Here is a 23543-nt window from a genome sequence, read left to right as displayed (position 1 = left end):
GGTGCACCTCGTTGTGTAATTGCGTTGAATACTCTGAAATAACAGCTTCTGTGGCTGTCAGCGTTATATGGCGTCTTCGTTGGCTTCGCCGGTTCTGATGCGCACCACGCGCTCAACGGGCAGTACAAAGATTTTCCCGTCGCCGATGCGTCCAGTGCGTGCTGTTTCCATGATCACATTGATGGCATCTTCTACCGCACTGTCAGCAACGATAAGCTCAATCTTCACCTTTGGCAGAAAGTCGATGACATACTCGGCACCGCGGTAAAGCTCGGTGTGACCCTTCTGACGGCCAAGCCCTTTGACTTCACTGACGGTAATGCCCTGAATGCCGATAGTTTCAAGTTTTTCTTTTACATCGTCAAGTTTGAAGGGCTTGATGATCGCTTCTATTTTTTTCATAACCCACACTCCTCTCGAAAGGTTTCGTAACTTGCCCTCGTTTACCTGCAACATATGGGCCAAACTCTCTCTAAGCATGAACAGAGGGTTTACACGGTTATCGACAGGAGTGGATTGCAAAAGATGAACAGAAAGTGACCATGGCGAGCATGGATTGCACAAAATTTATGCATTCGTCTTGAGCGATATTTCACTGGTACCGTGGCGCAACCTCCCCTATGCTGTCATGGAGAGTAAGGAGACAGGGATTTTCAGTCTCTTTCCGGATAGAAGTGGAGTGCCGTGTTGTCGGGGATTACCGGAAGCAGGCGGAAATTCTTTTTGAATAGTGGTGTAGTTTTTTTTATCATGTGAGCTCAGTGTGTTGCGTGAATATTACTCAGTGAGGAATACGTTTATGAAGAAATGGGTTAGGGTTCGACGTGCAACACGCGTGCACAGCAGGGCCAAAGGTTTTACGCTGATTGAAATCATGGTCGTAGTGGTGATTCTGGGTATTCTGGCGGCCCTGGTGGTGCCCAATATCCTGCAGCGTCCCGACGAGGCACGGGTCACAGCGGCCCGGGCAGATATCCGCGCCATTGCCAACGCGCTGGAAATGTACCGCCTGGATAACCACACCTACCCCAGCACCGATCAGGGACTGGATGCGCTGGTACGGCGTCCTTCCGGTTTTCCTGAAGCGCGTAACTGGAACTCCGAAGGCTACCTCAAGAATATTCCCCGCGACCCCTGGGGGAATGACTACCAGTACATCAGCCCCGGCACCCGTGCCACCTATGACCTGTATTCCTTTGGTGCCGATGGCCGTGAAGGTGGTGAGGGAGTGAATGCGGTTATCGGCAACTGGGATCTCTGATTCAGGCTTGTCGGTGAAGGGCTTTACCCTGATTGAAATTCTGGTCGTCCTGGTCATCATCGGTATTCTGGCGTCAGTCACGGTGATGACCATGGGCCAGAGCAGCGGTCAGCGGGAGCTGGAGCGTGAAGCCCGTCGCCTGCACGCCGTCTTGAAGATGGCTGCCGACGAGGCCGTCTATAATGGCCGGGAGTTGGGGTTTGCCACGGACTTTGGTGGATACGGTTTCTTTCTCTACGACCCTGCAGAAGCGCGATGGGTGGCTCTTGAAGAAGGCCCTCTCCGTCAACATGAGCTGCGATCTGAAATCCGCCTGCATCTGGAGCAGGAGCATCGTCCGGTTTTGCCGGGAGCCGTGAAGCTGAGCGACTCTGACCCGGTTCCCACCGTGCTGTTGCTTTCTTCGGGGGAGGTTTCCCCCTTTACCCTTGTGGTGGAGTGGCATGCTTCAAGTACCACTTTGCCCCACTATCGTCTTTCAACCGATGGCATACAGGATATCACTTTTGCCCAATATCCCTGAAACGCTCTTCCCCAAAAATTCCCGCACTGGCAGCCGCGGGTTCACCCTGCTGGAAGTCATGATCGCCCTGGCGGTTTTTGCGGTGGCCTCGGCGGCGCTGCTCAGTGCCCTGGGTGGCAACAGCCGTCAGGCCGCCTACCTGGAACAGCGCACCATGGCTTCATGGATTGCCCGCGATGCCATCATGGAGGTGCTGATTGCCCCCCAGTGGCCGGATATCGGGCGAACTTCCGACGAAGTGACCCTGGGTGACCGCCGCTGGGAGCTGACCCGCGTGGTGGAGGCGACGGCGTCCGAACATCTTCGGCGCGTTGAGGTTTTTGTGGCTCCCGTGGCCGGGAGCTTCGCCCTGCGCCAGCAGGATCACCTGGCTCACCTGGTGGGCTTCCGGGGAGAGCACTGATGGTACGGCGGCAGGCAGGGTTTACCTTGTTGGAAGTGTTGATTGCCGTGGCGATCTTTGCCCTGATCGGAGCCGGCTCCTACCAGGTGATGAACACCGTTTTCCGCACCCAGGAGATCACTCAGGTTCACAGCGATGAGCTGCGCAGTCTGCAGCGCGCCATGCGTTTTCTGGCCCTGGATATCGAGCAGATACACGCCCGGGGTATTCGCGATGAGTATGGCGATCACCAGCCTTTTCTGCAGCTGGGCGGCGGGCTCTATACGCTGGAGTTCACCCGGCGTGGCTGGACCAATCCCCTGCAGCATCCACGCAGTACCCAGCAGCGCGTGGCCTATGACTTTGATGGCAGCTCGCTGCTGCGTCTTTACTGGGATGTGCTCGACCGGTCCCGGGAGAGTGAGCCCCGTGTCCAGACGCTGCTGGAGGGTGTGGAACACCTGCAGGTGCGGGTGGTGGATGCCACGGGCATGTGGCATGATGTCTGGCCTCCCCTGGAGGCGCCCCAGATTCCCCAGCAGCTGATCCTGACCGGCCTGGAACTGGTTCTTGAGACCGGTACCTTCGGTGAAGTCCGGCGTGTCTTTGCCCTGGCAGCCCTGCCTCCATCGCTCTTTGATTCCGGTACGGGTGATGACCCCCCTCCCTCCGGTGGTGAAGAAGGAGGGGAGTCGTGAAAAGATACGGGCAGCGCGGTGTAGCGCTTATCACGGTCATGCTGGTCTTTTTCATTGCCAGTACCGTGGCTGTAGCCATGCTGCAGCGCCAGCAGATGGATATCCGCACGACATCGGGCCTGCTGGATTATCAGCAGGCCCACCTGTACGCCCTGGGCGGCGAGGAGTACGCCCGACAGATCCTCTATCAGGACATGCTGGCGGATGCCGAGAGCGCCCGCTTTGTGGATCATCCCGGCGAAAGCTGGGCCGAGCCCCTGGCACCCTTTGAAGTGGAGCACGGCGCCCTGCAGGTCAGTATCCTGGATCTGCAGGGGCGTTTGAATATCAATAGCGTGGTCACGGCGGGACAGGTGAATGCTGTAGCCCTGCAGCGCCTGCGCAACCTGCTGGATGCCCTGGGGTTGCGTCCAACGCTGGCCGATGCCATAGTCGATTGGCTCGACAGCGATCAGGAACCCTTCTCTCTGGATGGGGCGGAGGATCTGGAATACCTGGATAAACCGATTCCGTATCGCACGGCCGATGCCCCCATGGGATGTCCTTCGGAGCTGCGCCTGATCCATGGACTGGAGCTCGAAGAGTATCAGCAGCTGCGCCCATTTGTGGTTGCTTTGGCGCCGGGTTATCCCGTAAATATAAATACAGCATCGGCACTCGTGTTGCGTAGCATCTTCCCGGCACTCAGTGAATCGGCGGCAGCTGAGCTGGTGGAAAACCGACCCGAGGAGGGTTTTGACAGTGTGGAGGAGTTTCTGACACATCCGCTTCTGGCGGGAATGGAGGTCTCCAGCCAGGGGCTGACGGTCTCCAGCAGCCACTTTCAGGTGGAGACCACGGCACAGTTTGCCGGCCGCAGTGTTTTTCTGACCAGCTATATCTACCGGGATGTTGAGAGAACCTACCTTCTGGGTCGCGAGTACGGGCAGGTCGGTGGAACTCCCGCTCCCGCCGCACCTGAATAAATAAAGGATACCCATGGACACGCTTTTTCTGCAGATGTTACCGATGTCCCCTCAGAACTTCGGGGAAGCCCGCTGGATGTTCAAGGGCTACGAGGGGCCGGATCAGGTATATACAGGTCGCCTGGAGGATGTCCTGTCCTCCCTGCCGGCGGAAAAAACTCCCCGGCGCACGGTGGTGATGGTTCCTGGTGAGCAGGTGCTGCTGACCAGTGCCAGCATACCCTCCCGAAACAGCCGTTATGTTCGTCAGGCTCTCCCCTACGCCATTGAAGAGCAGCTGGCCCAGGACCTTGATGAGGTGCACATCGCCATCGGACCGCGCCGCAGCGATGGTGCTATTGCCACCATGGTTGTTGACCGTGAGCGCATGGTAAGCTGGATGGAGCGCCTGAGTGCCTGCGCCATTGCCCCCGATGTTCTGGTTCCCGATACCCTGTGCGTTCCCCCTTCCCCGCAGGGCAAAAATGCTTTGTGGCAGGCCTGGTTTGACTTTACGCCCGACAGGCAACGCTGCCTGCTGCAGACCGACCCTCTGGATGCCACCGCGGTGCATCCGTCTTCCCTTGGGCTCCTGCTGGAGGGCTATCTGCAGAGCCGCGAGTCCCAGGAAGCGTTGCCGCTGCATGTCTGGCTGCCGGACGAAAATGTCCCCCTGGAATATGCGGCCCTGGAAACGGAGCTGCGCAGTGAAAGCCGCTTCGAAGTTCACTGGAATCACTATCATGGCGATCCGTTTGCTCTGCAGTGCCAGTACTATATTGAGCGCTTTGGCAGTGGTGCCTGTCCCATGAACCTCCTGCAGGGGGATTTTCGTGTCACCCGCAGGACGGCCGCGAATCGCCTGCCGTGGGCTCTGGCCGCAGGCGCTTTCCTGGTGTGGTTTGTGGTGGAAGTTGCCAGCGGCTTTGTGCAGGCCGCCCATGTCAGCCGCCAGACCCAGGCCCTGGAAGATCAGGCCAGGCAGCTCTACCGACAGCTCTTTCCCCAGGAACAGCGTATTGTCAATATCCGGGCTCAAATGCAAAGCCACATCAACCGCGCCGGCCAGAGTGCCTCCACCGATGAAACCTTCCTGGGCCTGCTGGAAGGCCTTGGAAATCCCCTGCAGCCACTGCTGGCCGGGGGGAATGTGACCATGCGCCATATCAGTTACTCACAGCAGCGCGGAGATCTGATGCTGGAGGTGCACTTCGCCAGCTTTGAACATCTGGAGCAGTACCGTGCTGATCTTGAGAGCAGTGGCTTTGAGGCCGAAATTCAATCAGCGGTGGCCGATGGAAATATTGTCAGAAGCCGCCTGATCCTGAGGAAGCGCCCATGAAGTCCCTGATGACAACCCTGAAAAGTCACCCGGTGTTCAATTCAGCCATGGTTGCCTGGCATCGTCTTTCCCGCAACGACCAGCGAGCGCTTTTGCTTCTGGCGGTTGTCGTGGTTGTTGCCATCCTCTACCTGGGGCTCTGGCTGCCCAGTCAGCGCGGCCTGGAAGAGGCCAGGCGCCAGCATGCCGTCCAGGTTGAGTTGCTTGAGTGGATGCACGCGAATCGCCATGTAGTGGAGGGGCTCGCCCCTCGCTCGAATGGCGGTGAAGCATCCACGGAGTCTCTGTTGAGGCTTGTCAGCGAAGTGGCCCGTGCCCAGGATATTGCCCTGCGTCGCTTTGAGCCGGACGGTACCACTGGCCTGCGGGTCTGGCTGGAAGGGGTTCCCTTTCACGCCTTTGCGGGTTGGGTGGAAAAACTGCAGGTGGAGCATCGCATCACTGTCAGCCAGGTTGCCGTTGACAGTGCGGGGCCGGGGATGGTGAATGTGCGGGCGGTGCTGAGCCGCTGACAGGCTGCTGAGAAAGACGATTTTTCACACAAAGCTCACAAAGGCACAAAGGAAAGACAGAAAAGGCGGGAATAAAACAGCGGCCTGTATCTTTTACGAGGCGTTTGCGGCTCTTTTTGTGCAGTCACCAAGAATGAGGAGGCCGTGATGTACAGAACAGTTTCTTCCACTGCGATGTGTGTACTGCTGATCATGGTGGCGCTGCTCCTGAGCGCCTGTGTGGCACCTGGCCAGCAGCGTTCTGCAGGCTTCTCAGAGGAACCGCTGCCGGACTGGATATTTTTCACCTCATCTTCCTATGGCCTGGAGTACGCCTCCGAGTGCGTTCCCATTGAGGCTTCCGAAGACGTGGCCCGCGAGCAGGCGATTGCCCTGGCACATGATGAACTTTCGCGTCGACAGGGGCGCATTCTGCCTCCCCACCTGCGGGACAATCCCACCTTTGAAATTGTGGAAACCCGGCGGGTTCTCTTTTCGGGAACCCCCTATATCTGTGTTCTGATGCGAATTCACGGTGGTCGCTGAGTGGTGTTGTCGTCATTTGCCTGCGGAGGTATTCTCAGCAAGCTCTCAGGAGTCGCCTTTGATCCTGTGGTCATCAATGAACTGGCGCACCTGGGAAATCAGGGTTTGAGGCGGACAGGCATGTTTCTGCAGAATGTTATGCACATGCCCTTCAAGCTTGCGACAGTCTGCGGGATCAAGCTCCCTGGATGTCAGGACAATAACCGGGAGCTTGCTCCACTGGGGGTGAGCCTTCAGGTGAGCAGCAAAGGTAAACCCATCCATGACCGGCATCACCAGGTCAAGCAGAATCAATGCTGGCTGGTGTTCGGAAAGCATCTGCAGTGCGTGTTTGCCATGTTCCGCTTCTATGACTGCGTAGCCTTCCGTAACGAGCACTTCCCTGAGGGTGGAGCGGGTGATGGCGTCGTCGTCAACCACCAGGACGGGCTGCTGGTGGCCGGGGTGGCGGTATCGGCTGATTACGTCCCGCAGCACTTCCCTGTCAACGGGCTTGACCAGATACTCTGATGCGCCCAGAGAGAAGCCGGTGCTCTTTTCGTTGAGAATGGTCACTATGATGACGGGAATATGACGGGTCTGGCTGTTGGCTTTCAGCTGGCTCAGAACCTGCCATCCATCCATGCCGGGCATCATGACGTCCAGGGTGATGGCGGTGGGAAGGAATTTCTCAGCCAACTCCAGGGCCTGCTTGCCATCGGAGGCCTGGACGACACTGTATCCCTCCCTGACCAGCGAGCGGGAGATAATATCCCGCACCACAGGGTCGTCATCCACTATGAGAATCACATGTTCACCGCTACCCTGGATTGTCGTGGGAGTAGTCTTTTCGCCAGCTGGCTGCTGCGCTGGTGGCCGAAGCGTTTTTCGCGGCAGCTGGACCGTGAAGTGTGAACCCTTGCCTGGGGTGCTCTCGACACGGATAGATCCACCCATCATATGGCAGAAGTGTTGGCTGATGGAGAGCCCCAGTCCAGTTCCTCCGTATTTGCGCGTCGTAGAAGCATCGGCCTGGGTGAAGGCCTTGAAGAGTCGATCCACCTGTTCAGGATCCATGCCAATGCCTGTATCATGGACACTCACGACGATATGCTCGCCATGGTTCTGCACCTCGACGGTGATCTCCCCCTGGTGGGTGAATTTGGTGGCATTACTGAGGAGGTTGATCAGAATCTGGCGCACTTTGGTCTGGTCAGCGTGCATCATGCCAATATCGGGACTGAGTACGAGCTGAAACTGATTGCCCTGCTTTTCCATAAGGGGAGTCATGATCGCCACCACATCGTGGAGAAGCTGCGTTATGTCAAAATCTTCCAGGAACAGATCCATTTTTCCCGCTTCAATCTTGGAAATGTCCAGAATGTCGTTGACGATTGACAGCAGGTGCAGGCCCGCCTTGTTGATCTTCTCCAGGTCCTGCTGAACGCTTTGGGTATTGCCTGCGGCGATGTCTTCCTGGGTCATTTCACTGTAGCCGATAATGGCATTCAGCGGGGTGCGCAGCTCATGGCTCATGTTGGCCAGAAACTGGGCCTTGGCCTCACTGGCTGCTTCGGCGGCAGTGCGGGCCTGCTCCAGTTCCTGCTGGGCCAGGCGCAGTCGCTTCAGCATCTGGTTGAAAGACAGCGCGATCTGGCGCATTTCTCCCTCGGCGTTGCCTTCAAACTGTACCTGGGTAGACAGGTCGCCACTGCGACCTGTGTGGCGAATGGCGTGAATGAGGCGCGCCATGGAGCGATTGATGGAGAGCGTCATGGTGGCGACGGGAACCAGCAGCAGGAAGATGATGGTCAGGACGATAAAGGCGCTCAGGCGAACCTGACCCCAGAACAGGGTATTGATCTCATCCAGGTAGACCCCACTGCCCAGCACCCAGTCCCACGGCTCGAAGTACTTGAGGTATGAGACCTTTGGCACGGATTCGCTATGCCCGGGTTTAGGCCAGAGATACTCCATGTAGCCCTGCTGGCTTGCCCTGGCAATTTCCACCGATGTCACAAAGAGCCTTTTCCCGGCAGGATCTGTATAGGATGAAAGATCCTGCCCATCCAGCTGTGGCTGAATGGGGTGCATGATCATGCGGGGATGGGTGTCATTGATCCAGAAGTACTCATTGTTTTCGTAACGCATGGAGCGCAGGAGATCTTTACTGATGCGCTGGGCTTCCTCCCGGCTCATGAGTCCGGCGCGCTCCTGCTGCTCATAGAAGCTGAGAACACTGTAGGCATTCTGTACGGCGTAGCGTACCGCATCCTTGCGGGACTCCCAGAGGCTTTTGTGGAGAGTGTTTATGGAAAGCGAGATCAGGAGCGCCATACCGGCAGCCACGATGATCACAAAGGTGATGATTTTGCCCCGGATGGTATTGAGGAGGCCCATGAAATTCTCCCAGGAAAACTGATGGTACAAACAGGTTCTGGCAGGAAAATGTTATTGCATAGCAGCAAAAGGCACAAGGAGAAAGTTTCACTTCCCGTTTGATTTGCGATGGCGCGTCAGGAAGTTGCGAACCTGGGAGAGAATGGCTTTGGCGGAGGAAGCATCTTTTTGCAGGATTTCTTCCACAAAGCCCTGCAGGCGCTCACGGTCATTGCGATGCAGCTCCTTGGCCGTGAGGACGATAACCGGGATGGACTTCCAGCGCGGGTCTGCCTGAAGAGCCTGGACAAAAGCAAAACCGTCCATCACGGGCATCATCAGGTCCAGCAGAATGATATGGGGCAGTTCTGGCAGGGTCTGCAACAGCTCCACCGCCTCGGCGCCATGCTCCGCCTGCTGTACTTCATAGTGCTCCTCGCTGAGGATGCTGGCGATGGTGTTGCGTGTCAGGGGTTCATCTTCAACGATAAGGATCCGGGCCCCGTGGCGGTAGCGCTGCAGCAGACCGGTGAGCATCTGCCGGTCAACAGGCTTGACCAGGTACTCATCCGCCCCCAGAGAGAAGCCGATATTGCGTTCACTGATGATGGTGAGCATGATCACGGGGATATTCGCGGTCTGCTGGTCGGCTTTCAGTGCGGACAGGGTACTCCAGCCATCCATTTCCGGCATCATGACATCCAGGGTGATGGCGATGGGGGAGCAGCTGCGGGCAAGGCGCAGTGCCTCTTTGCCGCTGTGCGCTTCCATGACGTGAAACTCCTCTTTTTCCAGTGATTTTCGCAGCAGGTGCCGCACTTCCGGGTCATCGTCAACGATGAGTACCACATCACCAGGGTGCTCGGCAGCCGCCAGGGCGTTGCGAAGATCGCTTTCCCCGCCGTGCCGGGGTGCTGTGGAGGAGTGGGGCTGCCTGATCAGGGGGAGCGTGAGGCAGAATGTTGAGCCAGCGCCCGGCTTGCTGTGGGCGGTGATGCCACCCCCCAGCAGATGGCTGTAACTCTGGCTGATGGCCAGCCCAAGTCCGGTTCCGCCATATTTGCGGGAGATGGAGACATCGGCCTGGGTGAATGACTGGAAGAGAGAGCTCAACCGCTGCTGCTCAATGCCGATTCCCGTATCAATGACCTGGAAGGAGATCGTGGGGATTTCCCGGTCTTCCTGGCACTGTACCCGGAGGGTGATGCTGCCGTTCTGGGTGAACTTGGCGGCGTTGTTGAGGAGATTGAAGAGAATCTGGCGAACTTTGGTCAGGTCTGTGTGCATGGCCCCCAGGTTCTGGCCGCACTCCAGGTGGAAGTGGTTCTTGTTTTTACGGACCAAGGGGGTGATGGTGTCGGCCACATCGCGTACCAGGCGCGCGATATTCACCTCTTCAAGGTAGACATCCATTTTTCCGGCTTCAATTTTGGAAATATCCAGCACATCGTTGATGAGTCTGAGCAGGTGCTCGCCAGCGCTGTGGATCTTGACGAGGTCACCGACCATCTCCTGGGCACCCATGACGGCGGCATCTTCCTGGAGCATTTCGCTGTAGCCAAGAATCGCATTGAGGGGGGTGCGCAGCTCATGGCTCATATTGGCCAGAAACATGCTCTTGAGTTGGCTGGAGTCTTCGGCTTGACGTCGGGCTTCCTGGAGAGCCTCTTCAGCGCGCTTGCGCAGGGTGATATCCAGGCCGACACCCCGGTAGCCCTGTACAGTTCCGTACGGGCCCACGATGGGTACACCGCTGATTTCCAGCCAGATAATGGTGCCACTGCGGGTGATGCACCGGTAGGAGAAGCCGCTGAAGGATTTCTGGGCGCGCACGATGCGCGAGAACACTCTTTGCACCTTCTGGGCGTCTTCCGGGGGGATCAGGGAAAAGGGGGAGCGACCGAGCAGCTCTTCAGCCGGATATCCCAGTACGTCTACGACACGGTCCGTCAGGAACGTGAAGCAGCCATCGCTGTCAATTTCCCAGATATATTCGCCTGCGGCGTTGGATACATCGCGGAAGCGTTGTTCGCTTTCGCGCAGGCGCAGTTCGCTGGTTTTTCTACGGGTAATATTGCGGGCGACCAGCAGGATATGTGTTTCGTCCATGCTGACGGCGTGGACGTCAAGGTAGAGGGGTTTTTCGCCGGAAATAATGATCTCCTGCTGGGCCCTGTGCCCCTGTCTGGCGGCATTGACCAGATCCAGCATGGCCTGCAGATTTTCCCCTTCTGGTGCCAGCAGCTCAAAGATGCTGTTCATGGCAAAGTGTCCGATGCTGTGTTCCACCAGGGATTGGGCTGCCGGGTTGCTTTCTGACACCTGCCCCTCATCATCAATGAGAAAAATACTGTCGAGGGACCGTTCGAAGAGGGTGCGGTAACGCTCTTCACTGCTTCTGAGTTCAGCGGAAATCCGGTCACGGGCAAGCATGTTGCGCCAGAGGAAGGTTCCCACAGCGAGAGCCATCAGCGAAAACAGGGACATGAAGAAAAGATGGGTCCGGATTCCGTCATACCAGCGACCCATGAACTCATCGGCGGCAATGGTAACCGTCACGGCCAGAGGCGAGCCGTCCACAGCCAGGAAGCTGAAGGCGTGGAGCTGGTGGTTCAGGGTGAGCATCTGTGTATGGGAGCGATCGGGATGTGTAGAAATGTCGATGGGAACCCAGTCAGCGGAATCGCCGGGGTGCGCCATGGCCCTGTGGGGCGGGTAGGCGGCCAGCACGGAGTTTGAGGGGATGTGCAGCAGGGAGAAAGCGCGATGGCCATCCCGGTCCAGGCTGGCATAATAGGTGCTGAGAGAATCGCTTTGCAGGGCACCCAGGATCACACCCTCAAGCTGGCCATCGGTGATGATCGGGCGGCTGACGGGAATAAACCACTCCCCATCGACGCGACTGCGCTGGGCCTGGCCGATGAAAAGCCCCGAGGAGCGGATATCGCGCTGAGCCAGAAAAAATTCGCGATCGCTGACGTCAATGGAGTGCGGTGATTTTTCGCGATAGCGGGCCAGGTGAAGTGCCTGGCCATCAGCGTCGAAAATGGCCAGGTCTGCCAGCTCTGGTATGCTCTGCAGCCGTTGCCACAAAAGTTCCGATATTTCATGGCCTGCCTGGCCCTTTGAGTGGGACTCAAACTCCTCGGCGATACTTTCCAGGATGATGTCAACGGCGCGAATGGTCAGTGTGATATGGCGCTCCTGGGCGATAGCCAGGTTGGCAGCGGTACGCATCCCCTGGTCGGTATTGCGCTCGTGGAGATAACGGGAAAAGCCTGCCGTGGAGGCGGCGATGGCCACGAGAATCAGGGATATCAACAGACTGAGCAGAATTTTCTGGCGCGGTGCGGTGCATGCAGGGTGGGCGTACGGATGGCGGTCGATGGGAGCCTCCTGCGATCGGGTGCGGCCTGTTTACAGAGTGTTGCGGTGAGCGCCCTTCTGCCTTGCCAGCGACTGTGTCAAGGGAGCGTGCTGTGCAATATAGCTAATGATCGCAGTAGAGTAAAGCATTTTGAAACAAATAATCCCGTATGCCCGTAACTCAGGGGTTCAGAAGGTCAGGTGCCACGAGAGGCCTCCCTGTAGAGCGCGGTAATCATAGGCGGGAACATTGGAGGAGTTTTCGCGATAGCCAAGGAGTAGCCGAAGGGCTGTTCGCTTGCCGATCTGGCTGTGGATACCGGTTTGCAAGCGAGTCGCTTTGTCTTCACGTACGGATTCACCGGGCAGGGCCTCGTCGTAGCTGGCCACGCGATACTCCAGGTTCGCGAAAAGGATGGAGCGAACACCGAGGTGATAGTTTTCGGTCAAAGAGATCTCCCAGCCTTCATTGGACGAGGTGTCCAGGTCGGAGCGCTCGTGGAAGAGGGCGAAGCCGATGGCGATATTATGGGCATCATGCTGTCCCCTGACCATCCGCAGGGACTGGCCCAGGCGGGAAATTACGCTGCTGCGCTCATCAAAGATTCTGTAGTCGCGATATTCGAAGCTCAGGTCAGTGCGCGTTGCCAGCCTGGGAGTGGCGACGAACGTGTAGCGGGGCTGGAGAATAACCCGATTGACCAGAGTGCCTTCATCGTCGCGGGCGTGGCCGATGCGCAGGACAGCTGCAGTGTGGTGGCGCTGGTGATTTTCCTGGGAGAGCCCCCAGGCGATCTCGCTGTAGGAGGTGTCGTACTGATCAAGATCCTGGTGCCACTTCTGATAGTGGCTGAGGCTGATGTCAATGCGGTTGTCGCTGCCAGCGGCCCAGCTGGTCGTTCCCAGCGCAAAGCCGGCAAAAAGAGCGGTATCGCTTTGCTTGCGGCTGTCGACGGGCAGGGGCAGCTCGACGCCACCAATGGCGAGGCTGGTGCCCGCCGGCGCTAAAGGGATATTGCTGTCGTAGAGGGCTCCCAGGAAGAACTCACCCCGGTACGTGCGGTATGTGGGTACGACGCGGGTCTGATCCAGGGTCAGCTCCACCGCGCTGCGTACCTGGGGAGAGAGCTGGCGCTGCAGGGCTCTTTCCAGGTCCAGGCTGGCCATTGCGGGATTGCCCATGGCGAGGTGGGCACGGGCCATTTCCACCAGTGGCTGACCGTTCGAGGAATCGAGGGCCAGGGCGCGTTCAAAGGCGTTGAGGGCAAGGGGAAAACGGCCGGTAGAGAAGGCGGCAATGCCCATATTGAAGTGCAGGTTGGCGTCATCGGGATACTGGCGGACCAGGTGAGAGAGGTTCTCAAAATCTTCCTGGGGAGAGTGGTATTCCACCGCTGCCAGCTCGACATTCTCGGCGGGGAGTTCAATGTCGGTAATGGCTTCTCCGCCAGGGGTTTGCGCGGTAGTGGATGCATCAGCTGCCGCGATGGGGCCATGGTTCTGGCTCCCCTCCGTGGGGGTGCTGTTCTGCGGTGCGGGGGATTTCTGAGAGGCCAGCGCTTGCGTGTGCCCTTTCTTCGGCGCCATGGCTGATGGGCGCGGAAGCGCCTGCAGGTCTTCCCAGTGGATCATCAGGGGTTCACGGGGGAAGTCGAGTACCAGCTTGCGTTGCTTTGCCAGGGTAAAGTGGCGCACGGTGGAAAGGTGCATGCGCAGCGAGATATCAATACTGCTGACTGCTGTTTCCACGCGGGCGATGACCTGGCTGCTGCTCAGATCCGGCATGGTCGGGCGAGGTTCGGCTTTCCAGATATCCTGGGCAAAGTGGATGCGCACCCGGTCAGGCGCAATGTGTTCAACGGTGTAGGATGGAATCGGCTGGCTGAAGTTCAGCACCAGCCGCTCCTTGTCGCTGTGGGTGGCCCAGGTGTATTCCAGGGCATGGGCCTGGCTCATGGCCAGCAGGCACAGAAGCACAGTGGCGAGTCGTATGCGCAGATTCTTCATGGTTGCATCCCCAGCCAACGACTATCGGTTTTTACCGGAACGATAACCTCGTCTCCGGGTTCTGTGGTATCAATGGCGATGAAGGCGGGCGTATGCTGGCCATAGCCAAGGCGGCGGCCTTTGTGGCCGACACTGACATCGCTGTGAATGGTCATTTCGCTGGTCAGCATGGGACGGGGCGTGCCGATGTCCGCGCGGGTGCTCAGCTCCACGGTGTTGCGCACCCCATCCAGCTGCACCTTTCGGGCGCTTTTTTTACTGCGCACTTCCATGGGATACTGGGTCTCCTGGTAGAGGTGAAAGTGCTGCTCCCGTCCAGGCTGGATATGGTGTCCTGACATGCCACCCGGAACGGCAGCCACCGCCATGGGGGACTCCAGTCGTATACCGTCCCGAAAATAGAGGGCCATCTCCCCAGGGGCAAAGCGAAAGCTCCCCCGGAGCATGACCAGGTGCAGGCCGGGCAGTTCATGGGTGTCGTGGGGGTAGAGGTAGTGCTGCAGGTGCACCCGGCTGCTGGGACCCATGGCCAGATGGGAGTTGTCGCTGAAGAGTATCTGAACCTTGCCCTGACGACCGGTGACAATCTGTTCGCCGGGGAAGATGGGGCTGCCGGCCTCCAGGTGGCGTACGCGGCTGCCCAGTTCCGCCCAGGAGCGCTCTTCCACAGCGCCCACCATGCCGATTTCGTATTCTTCAGCCCAGGCGGGGGTGGCTGCGAGACAGGCAATGCAGAACAGAAGAATGGTGAGTTTTCGCATGGTGGCTCCTTGGGTTGTTATCTCCTTTTTCGGCGGGTACAAGGAAAACTTAATGGCCTTTGCGCAACTCTTCTTTTCCCGTGTCAGAATTCCTTGCGGGGCCACATGTCCGGCTCAAAGCGCACGGTCTTGTTGCGACCAGTCTCTTTGGCTTTGTACAGGGCCACGTCGGCAAACTTGATGGCCTGCCAGAATCCGTCAGTGTCTCCGGGGAATTCGCTGACTCCGATGGAGATGGTTTTCTGGATGACGGCATCGGGTACGGTTATTTTCATGTCGCCGATTTTGACCCGGATTTTTTCTGCCACGTCAATGGCGTCACCCTGATCGACATCCAGAAGGAGGATCAGGAATTCCTCGCCGCCAAAGCGTATGACGATGTCTGCTTCGCGTACACTGTTGCGCATGCAGGCGGCGGCTTCTTTCAGGACGAGATCTCCCACATCATGGCCGAAGGTATCGTTAATCTGCTTGAAGTAATCGATGTCGCACAGCAGCAGCCCTATGGTTTTGCGGCGGCGCAGGACGCCGCTGATGATCTGCTTGGTGTGTTCCTGCAGAAAGCGGCGGTTGTAGAGCCCGGTGAGCGTGTCCACCATCGCCGATTCCCGCAGGGTATTCATAAGGCGTTTTGTCTCCACCACCGACAGAGATTGCTTGATATAGGTCTCTGCCTTGAAAAGCTGCTGGTTTTCCACTTCGTTGATATGGCCCTTTTCGCCCCGCGAGGGAAAGAGGAACTGCACGACCCCGCCGGTGACGCCAGCCAGCATCATGGGGATGCACACGTGCTCCATGCCGGTGTCGGGCAGAAACTGACGGCAGACACTGCGGAACTCGAAGGAGGAGACCGTATGGCCGGTTTTGACGGCGCGGCAGAGGCTGCAGTCGGAGAGGATGTCCTCGTAGCAGAAGAGTTTGCGGTCTCCCACCAGGGGAGGGTAGCCGGCGCGCATCTCTTTCTTGTTTCCGTTCACTTCGTAGATCATGTAGCGCTCAATGCCAAGCTCGTTTTCAAAGACTTCGCCCAGGCGGCGGTAGACTTCGTCCAGGGTGGAGTCCTCCTCGATGACCTTTTTGAATATGGTCATGCCGTACACGGTTTCTATAAGCTCGTTGAATTCGCTGGAGAGGGTTCCCATCTCGTCTTTTGAATGGATAGTGAGTTTATTGTCCAGGTCAACCTTGCCGGTCCCCAGGTCGTGGATCTGGTTGATAATGGCGTCAATGGGTTTGTAGAAGGCTCCGGTGATCCAGCGGGTGAATATGAGCAGGAGCAGGGTTGCCAGCAGCAGCACCAGCAGAATAATGTGGATGGAGGTGCGTACGATTTCGTTGATGAGCTGGGTGTTGGCGGTGTACTCCCCCGTCAGGGATTCGGTGAAGTTGGCAGAGAGCGTGTGGGCCTCTTCCAGCTGGCCTCCCAGCAAGTTCAGGATGTGCTGTATGTCTGGTGCGTTTTCAGCGGGATTCTGTCGGAACTGCTGCAGAAGGCTGATATGGCGATCCATCTGCTCCACCAGGGTCAGCATGCGCTGCAGGTACTGGGTTCCTTCCACGTCGGAGCGTGCCATGCTCAGGATGAAGTTTTCCACAAGATTACCGCCAGTGCTGCCCTGGCTGCTGTTGATGCCCAGGCTCAGGGCCGAAATAATACCCCGGATACTCTTGACATGATTCTGGGCTGACTCCAGCTGACGCGCCCCGGCATCACCGGTTTCCTGCTGCGCCTGGGTGATACTGCTGGAGATGCCCTGCACATGGACGATGACTTTGCTGATAGCCTGGGAGTAGGGCAGGGTGTGCCCCGCGATCTGGTTGTATTTATAGTGAATGGCGGTCAGGGAGACCACTGCGACTGCGGCCATGGAGAGAAACCAGAAAATGGTGCCCACGGCAAAGAGGCGGAATTTCTTCTTGATGGGCAGATCAACAAAAGTAATCAGGCGTATGAGTTCATGCCAGGTCTGGCGGCGGGATTCCTGGCGGCACCCGTTATCTGTTGGAATTTCCAAGCCTTCCTCCGACTGGTAACGTTTTCAGGATATAAAGTCAACATGAAACGTTAAGTATAGTATGAATTGGTCGCCGGGGGAAGAGGGATGTGGAAATTGAACGTTTTCTGGTGTGGATTATGGCTCAGGATTCGGTGCGCCAGGCTCAGTCTGGCGTACCGAATCCTGATATCGCTTTGAAGTGAGGTCTTTTTCAACGATGCGGCGGAATATATCAGCCAGCTCACCTTCAATATGCTGCGCCATCGAAGCACACCATTGCTTTTCCTCCGGGCTCAGGGGTCGCGGTGGAGCTGCAGGTGGCGGGGCTTTTTCAAATTGAGCGCGGTTGGAGTAGGAGAAGGTGATATCGCGGAAGTTTCCGAGATCTTTCTCCACAATCGCTTTCAAAATCTGTGGCTTCAGCAGGGAGAGGGGGTAGAGGAAGCGCTGCTCTTTGACGACGACGTGGAGGCGGTCGTGGGTCACTCGCTGGACGCGCGTATGGTAGCGCATGGGCTCTCCCACTAGGGCAGGCCACAAAGCGGCGATGCGGTGCTGTTCAATGCCGCTGTCCAGGTCATATTGCTTCAGGAGGGAGGGCAGGAGATGGCTGAGGCGTTGTGGCGTTTTCACAAGGGCTCCAGAAAAGAAGCGGGAGCCGGAACAGGATCCCGGCTCCCGGAAAGTTGCACAATCAGGATGATGCGGCAGCGCACTGGCCCGCAGAAGGGCAGCCGCCACTGGCGGCACAGGGGGAAGCGGGTGCGCTGGCCTTTGAAGTGCCGTAACCGTCGCTGTACCAGCCGCCACCTTTGAGGGCGAAGGCGCTCAGGCTGATTTGACGCTGGGCCTGGGCCTGACACTGGGGGCAGTTTGTGGTTTTGGGCGCATCCATCTTTTCCATTTTTTCAAACTGATGGCTGCAGGTGCTGCATTGGTATTCGTAGATTGGCATAGTACGCCTCCATCGTGTATAGTCATTGTTGTTGATTTCGGCCATGAATTATAATTCGGTCACCAGAAAAAGCAAGTGGTTTTCCTGAGGGTTCTTACATGAAAAACTACCGAGGATTTCACCGGTTCCGGGCGCTTCTGGCTGCCCTGATATTCACAGCATTTTTTTCCGGGGCAGCCCAGGCTGCGGATTCCTGTGTGGTGCTGGTCTATCACCATTTTGCCACCGACACACCCGCTTCAACCAGTGTAACACCGGAGCTTTTTGAAGCCCATCTGCGCTACCTCAAGCAGAATAATTTCAATGTGATTTTTCTGAGCGAAGCGATGGAGCTGTATCGCCAGCAGCAGCCCTTTCCGTCGAAGTGTGTGGTGCTGACGGCTGACGATGCGTATCGCTCGGTGTATTCCGGCGCCATGCCGCTGCTGCGTCAGTATGAATTTCCCATGACGGTTTTTGTGACCACCGAAGGGGTGCAGCGCGGCTTCGGTGTCTACATGACCTGGGAGCAGATGCGCGAAATACAGGGGAGCGGACTGATTGAGTACGGTAACCACTCTCACACCCACGAGCACTTTATCCTGCGTAAAGACGGTGAAACCGAGAGCCAGTATCGTCAGCGGCTGCGCGGGGATTTCACGCGGGCACGGGATATTCTCAAGGAGGAACTGGGGAGCGATCACGGCCTCTTTGCCTATCCCTATGGCGAGTATAACCGGGAAATAATGGAAGTGCTGCGCGAGCTGGGCTATATGGGCATTGCCCAGCATTCCGGTGCCATGAGCCACCGCAGTGACGCCATGGTCATCACGCGTTTTCCCATGGCAGCTCAGTTTGCGGAAATGGGTGAATTTCGCGTCAAGGTGAACAGCCGGGCCCTGCCGGTGCTCTCTGCCGAGCCCTCTGACCCCGTTCTGCGGGATCATGACAACCCCTATACCCTGACCATGACCCTTGAGCGGGGGAATTTTCGGGAAAACGATCTGGCCTGCTACATGAGTTTCCAGGGGAGGGTCCCGGTGACCTGGCTGGAGCGCGGCGAAGACACAGCCACCATTGAGGTGAAAACGCCCCGTCCACCGGGCAAAGGGCGTACCCGTATCAACTGCACCGCGCCAGCGGCACGGGGGAATTTCTTCTACTGGTACAGCCATCCCATCTTCAATCTCTCCGATCCACGGGCGCTGGACTGAAGCCGGGAAGCGCTTATTGACAATGGAGTGCAATTTTCATTGCCATTTGTCTGACATCTTTTTACTATAAGAGCGGTGCGCACACAGGCACGCTCTACCCGGGTATGTCCGGACGGGCAATGGAAAGGGAAATTATGCTGGAAGACAAAACGGTACTGGTGGTGGAAGATTCATCCACCATGCGGCGCATTATCGTGAGCATTATCAGGGACCACTTGGGTTGCCAGCATATTCTGGAAGCAGCGAACGGCCGCGAGGCCCTTGCCATCATTTACAGTCACCCCATTGAGTGGATTTTCTGTGACTGGGAGATGCCCGACATGTCGGGCCATGATCTGTTGCGCGAAGTACGGGCAACTCCCAGCATGATTGATATTCCCTTTATCATGATCACCACCCGCAAGGACAAGGAATCTATTGTCGCCGCTATCCAGGCTGGCGCTTCCTCTTATATTGTGAAGCCCTTTACGCCCCGTATCATTACGGAAAAGGTGGAAGGTATCTTCAATCAGCGTGAGCGGCGCCGCGCTGAACGGGTTATGGCTGTCGGAGATCTGGCAGTAGAAGTGGTGATTGACGGAAAGGTCTCCTATAAAGCCTTTCTGAAGGATATTTCTGTTACGGGCGCCCAGATTCAGGTGGTGCGAACCTTCAGCAAGGAGACCGCCATTTACGACCGCATCGGTCTGCGTTTCCACAACAGCCTGGCCCAGGAACTCCAGATTATTGAGGTAACTGGTGTGCTGATGCGTACCCAGGCGTTCCACAACCTTTTATTGAAACATGATCATGTTCGGGCTGCCTTTCAGTTTCTCCCCATGGATCCGGATCAGCGTCGCCTGATCATCAACTTTGTCGACAGCCTGGAGCAGTTGAAGTGCCAGCGCAACGGCGAGTGACCCCTTCTTGACATAAGTCAATTTCTTCCTGTGATTCTTCTGCTATGACCTGAAAACGGGCAGTGATCGCGCCGGGTTTGTGAACTGGCGCACTTGCGCTTGGAGTCTTTCCGGTAGGTGGAACTATGGTCATATTTTCACGATTTTCCATGAAGTTGAAACTGGCAGTCCTGGTGCTGGTTCCCGTCGGATCTTTGCTGTTGATGGGCAGCTGGTTGATTATGGGAGCATGGCAGCAGTCACGAACCCTGTCTTCCCTCGCGCTGCAGGTTGACCTTTCCGCTACCATTGGTTCCCTGGTACATGAGCTGCAGCGTGAACGTGGCCTGAGCGCGGGAATGCTGGGTTCCCAGGGTGAGCAGTTCCGCGCTGAGCTCAGGGATCAGCATAAGAACACCGATCAGCGTGTTGCCGAGCTTGAGGCTTTCCTCTCCCGCAATCCATCCACGAAGCAGCACCACACCCTGGATCAGGTTTTCAGCGAACTGCGTCGCCTGGCGTCCGTGCGCGGCCAGGTATCGTCCCTTGCCCTGAATGTTGATGACACCCTCGCCTATTACACCGCAATCAACCATCAGTGTCTGCAGATGGTTGCGCAGCTGAGTCTGCTGAGCGATGACGCTGCCATTACCAGAAATCTGACCGCCTATGCCAGTGTACTCAGTGCCAAGGAATACGCCGGTATAGAGCGTGCAGTTCTGACCAATACCTTCTCGCGCCAAGGTTTCGCGCCGGGAATGTATATGCTGTTCCTCTCACTGGTAGCGGACCAGCAGACGCATCTGGGCAATTTCACTACCCTGGCGGGCGCACCGGGTCGACAGGCCTCTGAGCAGTTACTTGCCGATCCGGTTCATGCCGAAGTCGAGCGAATGCGCGGCAGAGCGCAGGCACTGCCTGGTGGTGGGGATTTCGGCGTGGATTCTCAGCAGTGGTTTTCGCTCAGTACGAAACGGATCAACCTCCTCAAGCAGTTGGAAGACACGCAGGCAGGAGCACTTGTGGATATGATGGCAGAGCGTCAGTCAAGCGCGGCGGCGCAGCTGCTGCTTACCTTCGGGCATGTGCTGGCCTCCCTGCTGGTGACCCTGGGCCTGGCCATGGTTATTGCCCGGGAGCTGACAAAAGGGATATTTGAAATCAACACCCACGCACGTGCCCTGGCGTCGGGAACGGGGGATCTGCGGCAGCGGCTGGAGAGCAGCAGTCGCGATGAACTGGGAACGCTGAGCCGCTCTTTTAATACGTTTATCGAGAGTATGGATAAAAATGTCTCCAGTACCATGGAATTACTGGCGCGAACCGCTGGTGCCACTGCCAGTGTGCTGGAAGTCATGGAGCATGTGCGATTGGCCAGCAACCGCAACCTGGATACTACCAGTGAAGTTTCCACTGCCGCCCATGAAATGAACGCCACGATTCATGAAATATCATCCAGTGTTTCTGTTTCCACCCAGTCTTCCCTGGCAACGGTGGACCTGGCCCGGGATGGAGTCCACAGCCTGCGGGAATCCACTGCCAGCATTCAGCAGCTGAAAACGGAAATCGGGGAGCTGGCAGCGCAGATCCTTGAGTTGCAAAGCAGTGCCCAGGAGATACGGCATGTGGTTTCGGTGATCAATGATATCTCTGAGCAGACGAACCTGCTGGCGCTCAATGCCGCCATCGAAGCGGCCAGGGCCGGTGAATCTGGACGAGGGTTCTCGGTGGTGGCCGACGAAGTGCGGAAGTTGGCGGAAAATACCCAGAACTCTACCGGCGAAATCGAGAAATCTATTGCCGTTATTGTGAACCGGGTAGAAGGTGCTACCATCAGCGCGCGTCGGGCCAGCGAAACCGCTGATCAGCAGGAGCAGGCTTCTCAGAAGGCCCAGAGCAGCTTTCAGCAAATCATGGAGGCCATTGAAGAAGTGGGTGATATGATGAGCAGTATTAATGCGGCCCTGGAGCAGCAGTCCACCACGACCGGGCAGGTGGCCGACAGCATAGAGCAGCTGGCGGGAAGCTCTGAAGAGCTGAGTCAACAGGTGAACACCCTGGTGACCGATACGGATATGCTGGTTGAGAATATCCAGGGGCTGGGGGGGCTGTACGGCAAGTTTCAGACCAGTAGCCTGGCCATTCCCTGTATACGCGCCAAGATTACCCACGTGCTCCTGGTGCACGGGCTTTTGAGTGCTGCGCGTACCGGGCAGCAGCCTCCACAGATGGATTCGGCAGGGATGGGTGATGAGCTGGAGCGCACGTTAAACCCAGCGCTACTGGATGTGTTGCACGGCAGCGAGGTTCTCCGGGAATGGCAGCATGCCCGCCAGCTCTTTGCGCAGCAGGTACAGGAATTTCTCAAATACAGCGGGGGCGAGGGGCAGCTGCTTGAGCGTCGGCGCAACGAACTGCTCAGCACCAGTCAACAGTACCTCGAGCGCCTGGATTCCCTGACAGATGTCTGTCAGGGGGCACCTGCAAAGGGGCTGCGCGAGGGTGAGCCAGCGTTGGCGACGTTCACCCTGATCTCATAAGAGAAGCGCAAGCCATAATGCCAGGTGCGCCAAGTCTGCACAGTCTCAGGTCATGGCTGCAGGCTGTGAAACTTGAGTTACTTTTTCCGGCGGCCCTGCGCATCGCTGCTGTACCCTGAGATTTCCTCTTCGCGCTGCAGGTATTCGCCAAAGGCGCCGCCAAGGGTTATGAGGTCGCCGATGCGCGCCTGCCCGCTGATGGCGTTGCGGCTGTGCAGCTCACTGATGGCCGCAATCATTTTCAGGGCATTGTCAAGGGAGAGGGCCACCACATGATCGCTGCCGAACTTGTTCCAGAGGTAGTTGCGGGCATCCCGAAAGGCAACGGCGAGTTCCAGCGCTTCCTCCACGGTCAGGGTGCCTTTCAGCAGAGCGGCCTTGTTCTCGATGATTTTTTCCATTCCCAGCATGGTTCCCCCTTTGAGCTGCGCTCCAGGCGCTGTTGTGGTACCTGAAGAGATATTTCCAACGATATTGTACAAAAAATTCAAGAAAAGCCTTGAATTATTTCTGCAAAAACTCACTATACTCTGTGAGTACCAGCGGTACTCAAGATCATTCACAGCGGAGGGTACGCTTATTGCGTAGGATGACTGTTCACAGCAAACTCTCCAAGAAGGCACGCCGCCACGAGGAATCCACGGTATGACATCATGGATCACTGTAACGGGACAAACCCGCAGAGCGTGCCGCAACCAAAGGGCCCACTAGGGATTAGCGACACTGTCAATGTAAAGGGATATGGCTATCGAATAGTGGGCCTTTGGCTTTTCAGAACTCCCCATCAGTGGGACGATTACCTCTTCCAGTTCAGCCACCCGCTTACGTGGGTGGCTATATCGTTTCGGCTCCACAGCCGGTATGCCTCCTCGGGACTCTTCTTACCATCACAGACCCACACACTGCTGAAAATACAATACCCATCCTGGTAATTCCAGGCGCGCGTGGCATCCAGCTCAGAGATACCCGTGTAGCGACGCAGCGCGTCGAGCTTTGCTGTCAGTGCATCGGGGTGCCCTGCTCCCATAGCCGGATCAGCGATGGCGATGACTCCGCAGTTTTCCCGCTGTCCAGGGGAAAGTTCAGCCCAGAAAAAACCCACATTGACCTGGTGTTCTTCGATTGCCTGGCGAATGCTTTTGCTGAGCCCTTCATACCGTGCGGAAGCTGGGGGGCAGTAGAGCCTGGGTTCAGGGGCGAGCATCATAGCCTGGGCGGTTTTCTGTAACCGTTCAGCGTCGGCTGGGGGCGTTGATTGCCTGTGGAAAAGTCTCCTGAAGAGCACCTTGAACATCTGCGCT

Annotated in this window: 21 protein-coding genes; 11 read left to right on the top strand and 10 right to left on the bottom strand. The window is 57.3% G+C overall.

Annotated features, from left to right (window positions below; genetic code table 11):
- Positions 1-63 precede the first annotated feature (63 nt).
- Positions 64-402 carry a P-II family nitrogen regulator gene (locus ACZ46I_RS03715; protein ID WP_013504702.1) on the bottom strand — a complete coding sequence of 113 codons (339 nt, stop codon included), beginning with the start codon at positions 400-402 and terminating at the stop codon, positions 64-66.
- A 397-nt stretch (positions 403-799) separates the two neighbouring features.
- Here ACZ46I_RS03715 and gspG point away from each other — a divergent pair, with 397 nt between their 5' ends.
- From gspG to ACZ46I_RS03675, 8 genes are all read left to right on the top strand, one after another.
- A complete protein-coding gene (gspG, locus tag ACZ46I_RS03710) occupies positions 800-1261 on the top strand; it encodes a type II secretion system major pseudopilin GspG (RefSeq protein WP_226508330.1) in 462 nt (153 codons plus the stop codon).
- 13 nt (positions 1262-1274) lie between these two features.
- Positions 1275-1784, top strand: a complete 510-nt coding sequence (gspH, locus tag ACZ46I_RS03705; RefSeq protein WP_041725848.1) for a type II secretion system minor pseudopilin GspH — start codon at positions 1275-1277, stop codon at positions 1782-1784.
- Positions 1768-2187, top strand: coding sequence for a type II secretion system minor pseudopilin GspI (gene gspI / locus ACZ46I_RS03700; protein ID WP_013504705.1), 420 nt, complete (start codon positions 1768-1770; stop codon positions 2185-2187). Before gspH ends, gspI begins: the two co-directional genes overlap by 17 nt.
- The gene (gspJ, locus tag ACZ46I_RS03695; RefSeq protein WP_464281458.1) at positions 2187-2864 is read left to right on the top strand and encodes a type II secretion system minor pseudopilin GspJ; all 678 of its coding nucleotides are present in this window, start codon (positions 2187-2189) and stop codon (positions 2862-2864) included. Before gspI ends, gspJ begins: the two co-directional genes overlap by 1 nt.
- Positions 2861-3829: a type II secretion system minor pseudopilin GspK gene (gspK, locus tag ACZ46I_RS03690; protein ID WP_464281457.1), complete on the top strand. Its 969-nt coding sequence runs from the start codon at positions 2861-2863 to the stop codon at positions 3827-3829. The genes gspJ and gspK overlap by 4 nt, the downstream gene beginning before the upstream one ends.
- A gap of 13 nt (positions 3830-3842) precedes the next feature.
- On the top strand, positions 3843-5150 hold the full coding sequence (gspL, locus tag ACZ46I_RS03685) for a type II secretion system protein GspL (protein WP_464281456.1): 1308 nt from the start codon (positions 3843-3845) through the stop codon (positions 5148-5150).
- Complete coding sequence (gspM, locus tag ACZ46I_RS03680) at positions 5147-5662, top strand: type II secretion system protein GspM (protein WP_464281455.1); 516 nt, start codon at positions 5147-5149, stop codon at positions 5660-5662. Before gspL ends, gspM begins: the two co-directional genes overlap by 4 nt.
- Positions 5663-5809: 147 nt before the next feature.
- Entirely contained in the window at positions 5810-6187 is a 378-nt protein-coding gene (locus ACZ46I_RS03675; RefSeq protein WP_013504710.1) for a hypothetical protein, read from the top strand.
- A gap of 45 nt (positions 6188-6232) precedes the next feature.
- On the opposite strand, the gene ACZ46I_RS03670 is transcribed toward ACZ46I_RS03675, so the two are convergent.
- The 7 genes from ACZ46I_RS03670 to ACZ46I_RS03640 all read right to left on the bottom strand — a co-directional run bounded on the left by ACZ46I_RS03670 (position 6233) and on the right by ACZ46I_RS03640 (position 17631).
- The gene (locus ACZ46I_RS03670; RefSeq protein WP_464281454.1) at positions 6233-8566 is read right to left on the bottom strand and encodes a response regulator; all 2334 of its coding nucleotides are present in this window, start codon (positions 8564-8566) and stop codon (positions 6233-6235) included.
- 87 nt (positions 8567-8653) lie between these two features.
- On the bottom strand, positions 8654-11866 hold the full coding sequence (locus tag ACZ46I_RS03665) for a response regulator (RefSeq protein ID WP_464281453.1): 3213 nt from the start codon (positions 11864-11866) through the stop codon (positions 8654-8656).
- 234 nt (positions 11867-12100) lie between these two features.
- Complete coding sequence (locus tag ACZ46I_RS03660; RefSeq protein ID WP_464281452.1) at positions 12101-13918, bottom strand: tetratricopeptide repeat protein; 1818 nt, start codon at positions 13916-13918, stop codon at positions 12101-12103.
- Entirely contained in the window at positions 13915-14679 is a 765-nt protein-coding gene (locus ACZ46I_RS03655) for a FecR family protein (RefSeq protein WP_464281451.1), read from the bottom strand. Before ACZ46I_RS03655 ends, ACZ46I_RS03660 begins: the two co-directional genes overlap by 4 nt.
- 83 nt (positions 14680-14762) lie before the next feature.
- Complete coding sequence (locus tag ACZ46I_RS03650) at positions 14763-16694, bottom strand: diguanylate cyclase (protein WP_464281450.1); 1932 nt, start codon at positions 16692-16694, stop codon at positions 14763-14765.
- Positions 16695-16811: 117 nt separating this feature from the next.
- Entirely contained in the window at positions 16812-17309 is a 498-nt protein-coding gene (locus ACZ46I_RS03645; protein ID WP_464281449.1) for a DciA family protein, read from the bottom strand.
- Between the two features lie 61 nt (positions 17310-17370).
- Entirely contained in the window at positions 17371-17631 is a 261-nt protein-coding gene (locus ACZ46I_RS03640) for an FmdB family zinc ribbon protein (protein ID WP_013504717.1), read from the bottom strand.
- Positions 17632-17729: 98 nt separating this feature from the next.
- Between ACZ46I_RS03640 and ACZ46I_RS03635 the strand changes: the two genes are divergently transcribed.
- The 3 genes from ACZ46I_RS03635 (at position 17730) to ACZ46I_RS03625 (ending at position 22242) form a co-directional block, all read left to right on the top strand.
- Entirely contained in the window at positions 17730-18824 is a 1095-nt protein-coding gene (locus ACZ46I_RS03635) for a polysaccharide deacetylase family protein (protein WP_226508339.1), read from the top strand.
- A gap of 134 nt (positions 18825-18958) precedes the next feature.
- Positions 18959-19723: a response regulator gene (locus ACZ46I_RS03630; protein ID WP_083805844.1), complete on the top strand. Its 765-nt coding sequence runs from the start codon at positions 18959-18961 to the stop codon at positions 19721-19723.
- Positions 19724-19848: 125 nt separating this feature from the next.
- Positions 19849-22242 (top strand): methyl-accepting chemotaxis protein, encoded by a 2394-nt coding sequence (locus tag ACZ46I_RS03625; protein WP_464281448.1) that lies wholly within the window; start codon positions 19849-19851, stop codon positions 22240-22242.
- A 77-nt stretch (positions 22243-22319) separates the two neighbouring features.
- On the opposite strand, the gene ACZ46I_RS03620 is transcribed toward ACZ46I_RS03625, so the two are convergent.
- On the bottom strand, positions 22320-22652 hold the full coding sequence (locus ACZ46I_RS03620; RefSeq protein ID WP_013504721.1) for a hypothetical protein: 333 nt from the start codon (positions 22650-22652) through the stop codon (positions 22320-22322).
- A gap of 386 nt (positions 22653-23038) precedes the next feature.
- Positions 23039-23536, bottom strand: a complete 498-nt coding sequence (locus ACZ46I_RS03615; protein ID WP_464281447.1) for a hypothetical protein — start codon at positions 23534-23536, stop codon at positions 23039-23041.
- Positions 23537-23543 lie beyond the last annotated feature (7 nt).

It is taken from the genome of Desulfurispirillum alkaliphilum (genome assembly GCF_055378285.1).
The sequence above is the reverse complement of the archived record's forward strand: the minus strand, read 5'-3'. Positions and strand labels throughout refer to the sequence as shown.

What these genes read in the sequence shown, in the direction of transcription:
- gspG (WP_226508330.1), top strand. Translation starts at nt 800, where the DNA reads ATGAAGAAATGGGTTAGGGTTCGACGTGCAACACGCGTGCACAGCAGG.
- ACZ46I_RS03715 (WP_013504702.1), bottom strand. Translation starts at nt 402, where the DNA reads ATGAAAAAAATAGAAGCGATCATCAAGCCCTTCAAACTTGACGATGTA.
- ACZ46I_RS03615 (WP_464281447.1), bottom strand. Translation starts at nt 23,536, where the DNA reads ATGTTCAAGGTGCTCTTCAGGAGACTTTTCCACAGGCAATCAACGCCC.
- ACZ46I_RS03640 (WP_013504717.1), bottom strand. Translation starts at nt 17,631, where the DNA reads ATGCCAATCTACGAATACCAATGCAGCACCTGCAGCCATCAGTTTGAA.
- gspJ (WP_464281458.1), top strand. Translation starts at nt 2,187, where the DNA reads ATGGTACGGCGGCAGGCAGGGTTTACCTTGTTGGAAGTGTTGATTGCC.
- gspL (WP_464281456.1), top strand. Translation starts at nt 3,843, where the DNA reads ATGGACACGCTTTTTCTGCAGATGTTACCGATGTCCCCTCAGAACTTC.
- ACZ46I_RS03675 (WP_013504710.1), top strand. Translation starts at nt 5,810, where the DNA reads ATGTACAGAACAGTTTCTTCCACTGCGATGTGTGTACTGCTGATCATG.
- ACZ46I_RS03670 (WP_464281454.1), bottom strand. Translation starts at nt 8,566, where the DNA reads ATGGGCCTCCTCAATACCATCCGGGGCAAAATCATCACCTTTGTGATC.
- ACZ46I_RS03630 (WP_083805844.1), top strand. Translation starts at nt 18,959, where the DNA reads ATGCTGGAAGACAAAACGGTACTGGTGGTGGAAGATTCATCCACCATG.
- ACZ46I_RS03635 (WP_226508339.1), top strand. Translation starts at nt 17,730, where the DNA reads ATGAAAAACTACCGAGGATTTCACCGGTTCCGGGCGCTTCTGGCTGCC.
- gspM (WP_464281455.1), top strand. Translation starts at nt 5,147, where the DNA reads ATGAAGTCCCTGATGACAACCCTGAAAAGTCACCCGGTGTTCAATTCA.
- ACZ46I_RS03620 (WP_013504721.1), bottom strand. Translation starts at nt 22,652, where the DNA reads ATGCTGGGAATGGAAAAAATCATCGAGAACAAGGCCGCTCTGCTGAAA.
- ACZ46I_RS03655 (WP_464281451.1), bottom strand. Translation starts at nt 14,679, where the DNA reads ATGCGAAAACTCACCATTCTTCTGTTCTGCATTGCCTGTCTCGCAGCC.
- ACZ46I_RS03625 (WP_464281448.1), top strand. Translation starts at nt 19,849, where the DNA reads ATGGTCATATTTTCACGATTTTCCATGAAGTTGAAACTGGCAGTCCTG.
- ACZ46I_RS03660 (WP_464281452.1), bottom strand. Translation starts at nt 13,918, where the DNA reads ATGAAGAATCTGCGCATACGACTCGCCACTGTGCTTCTGTGCCTGCTG.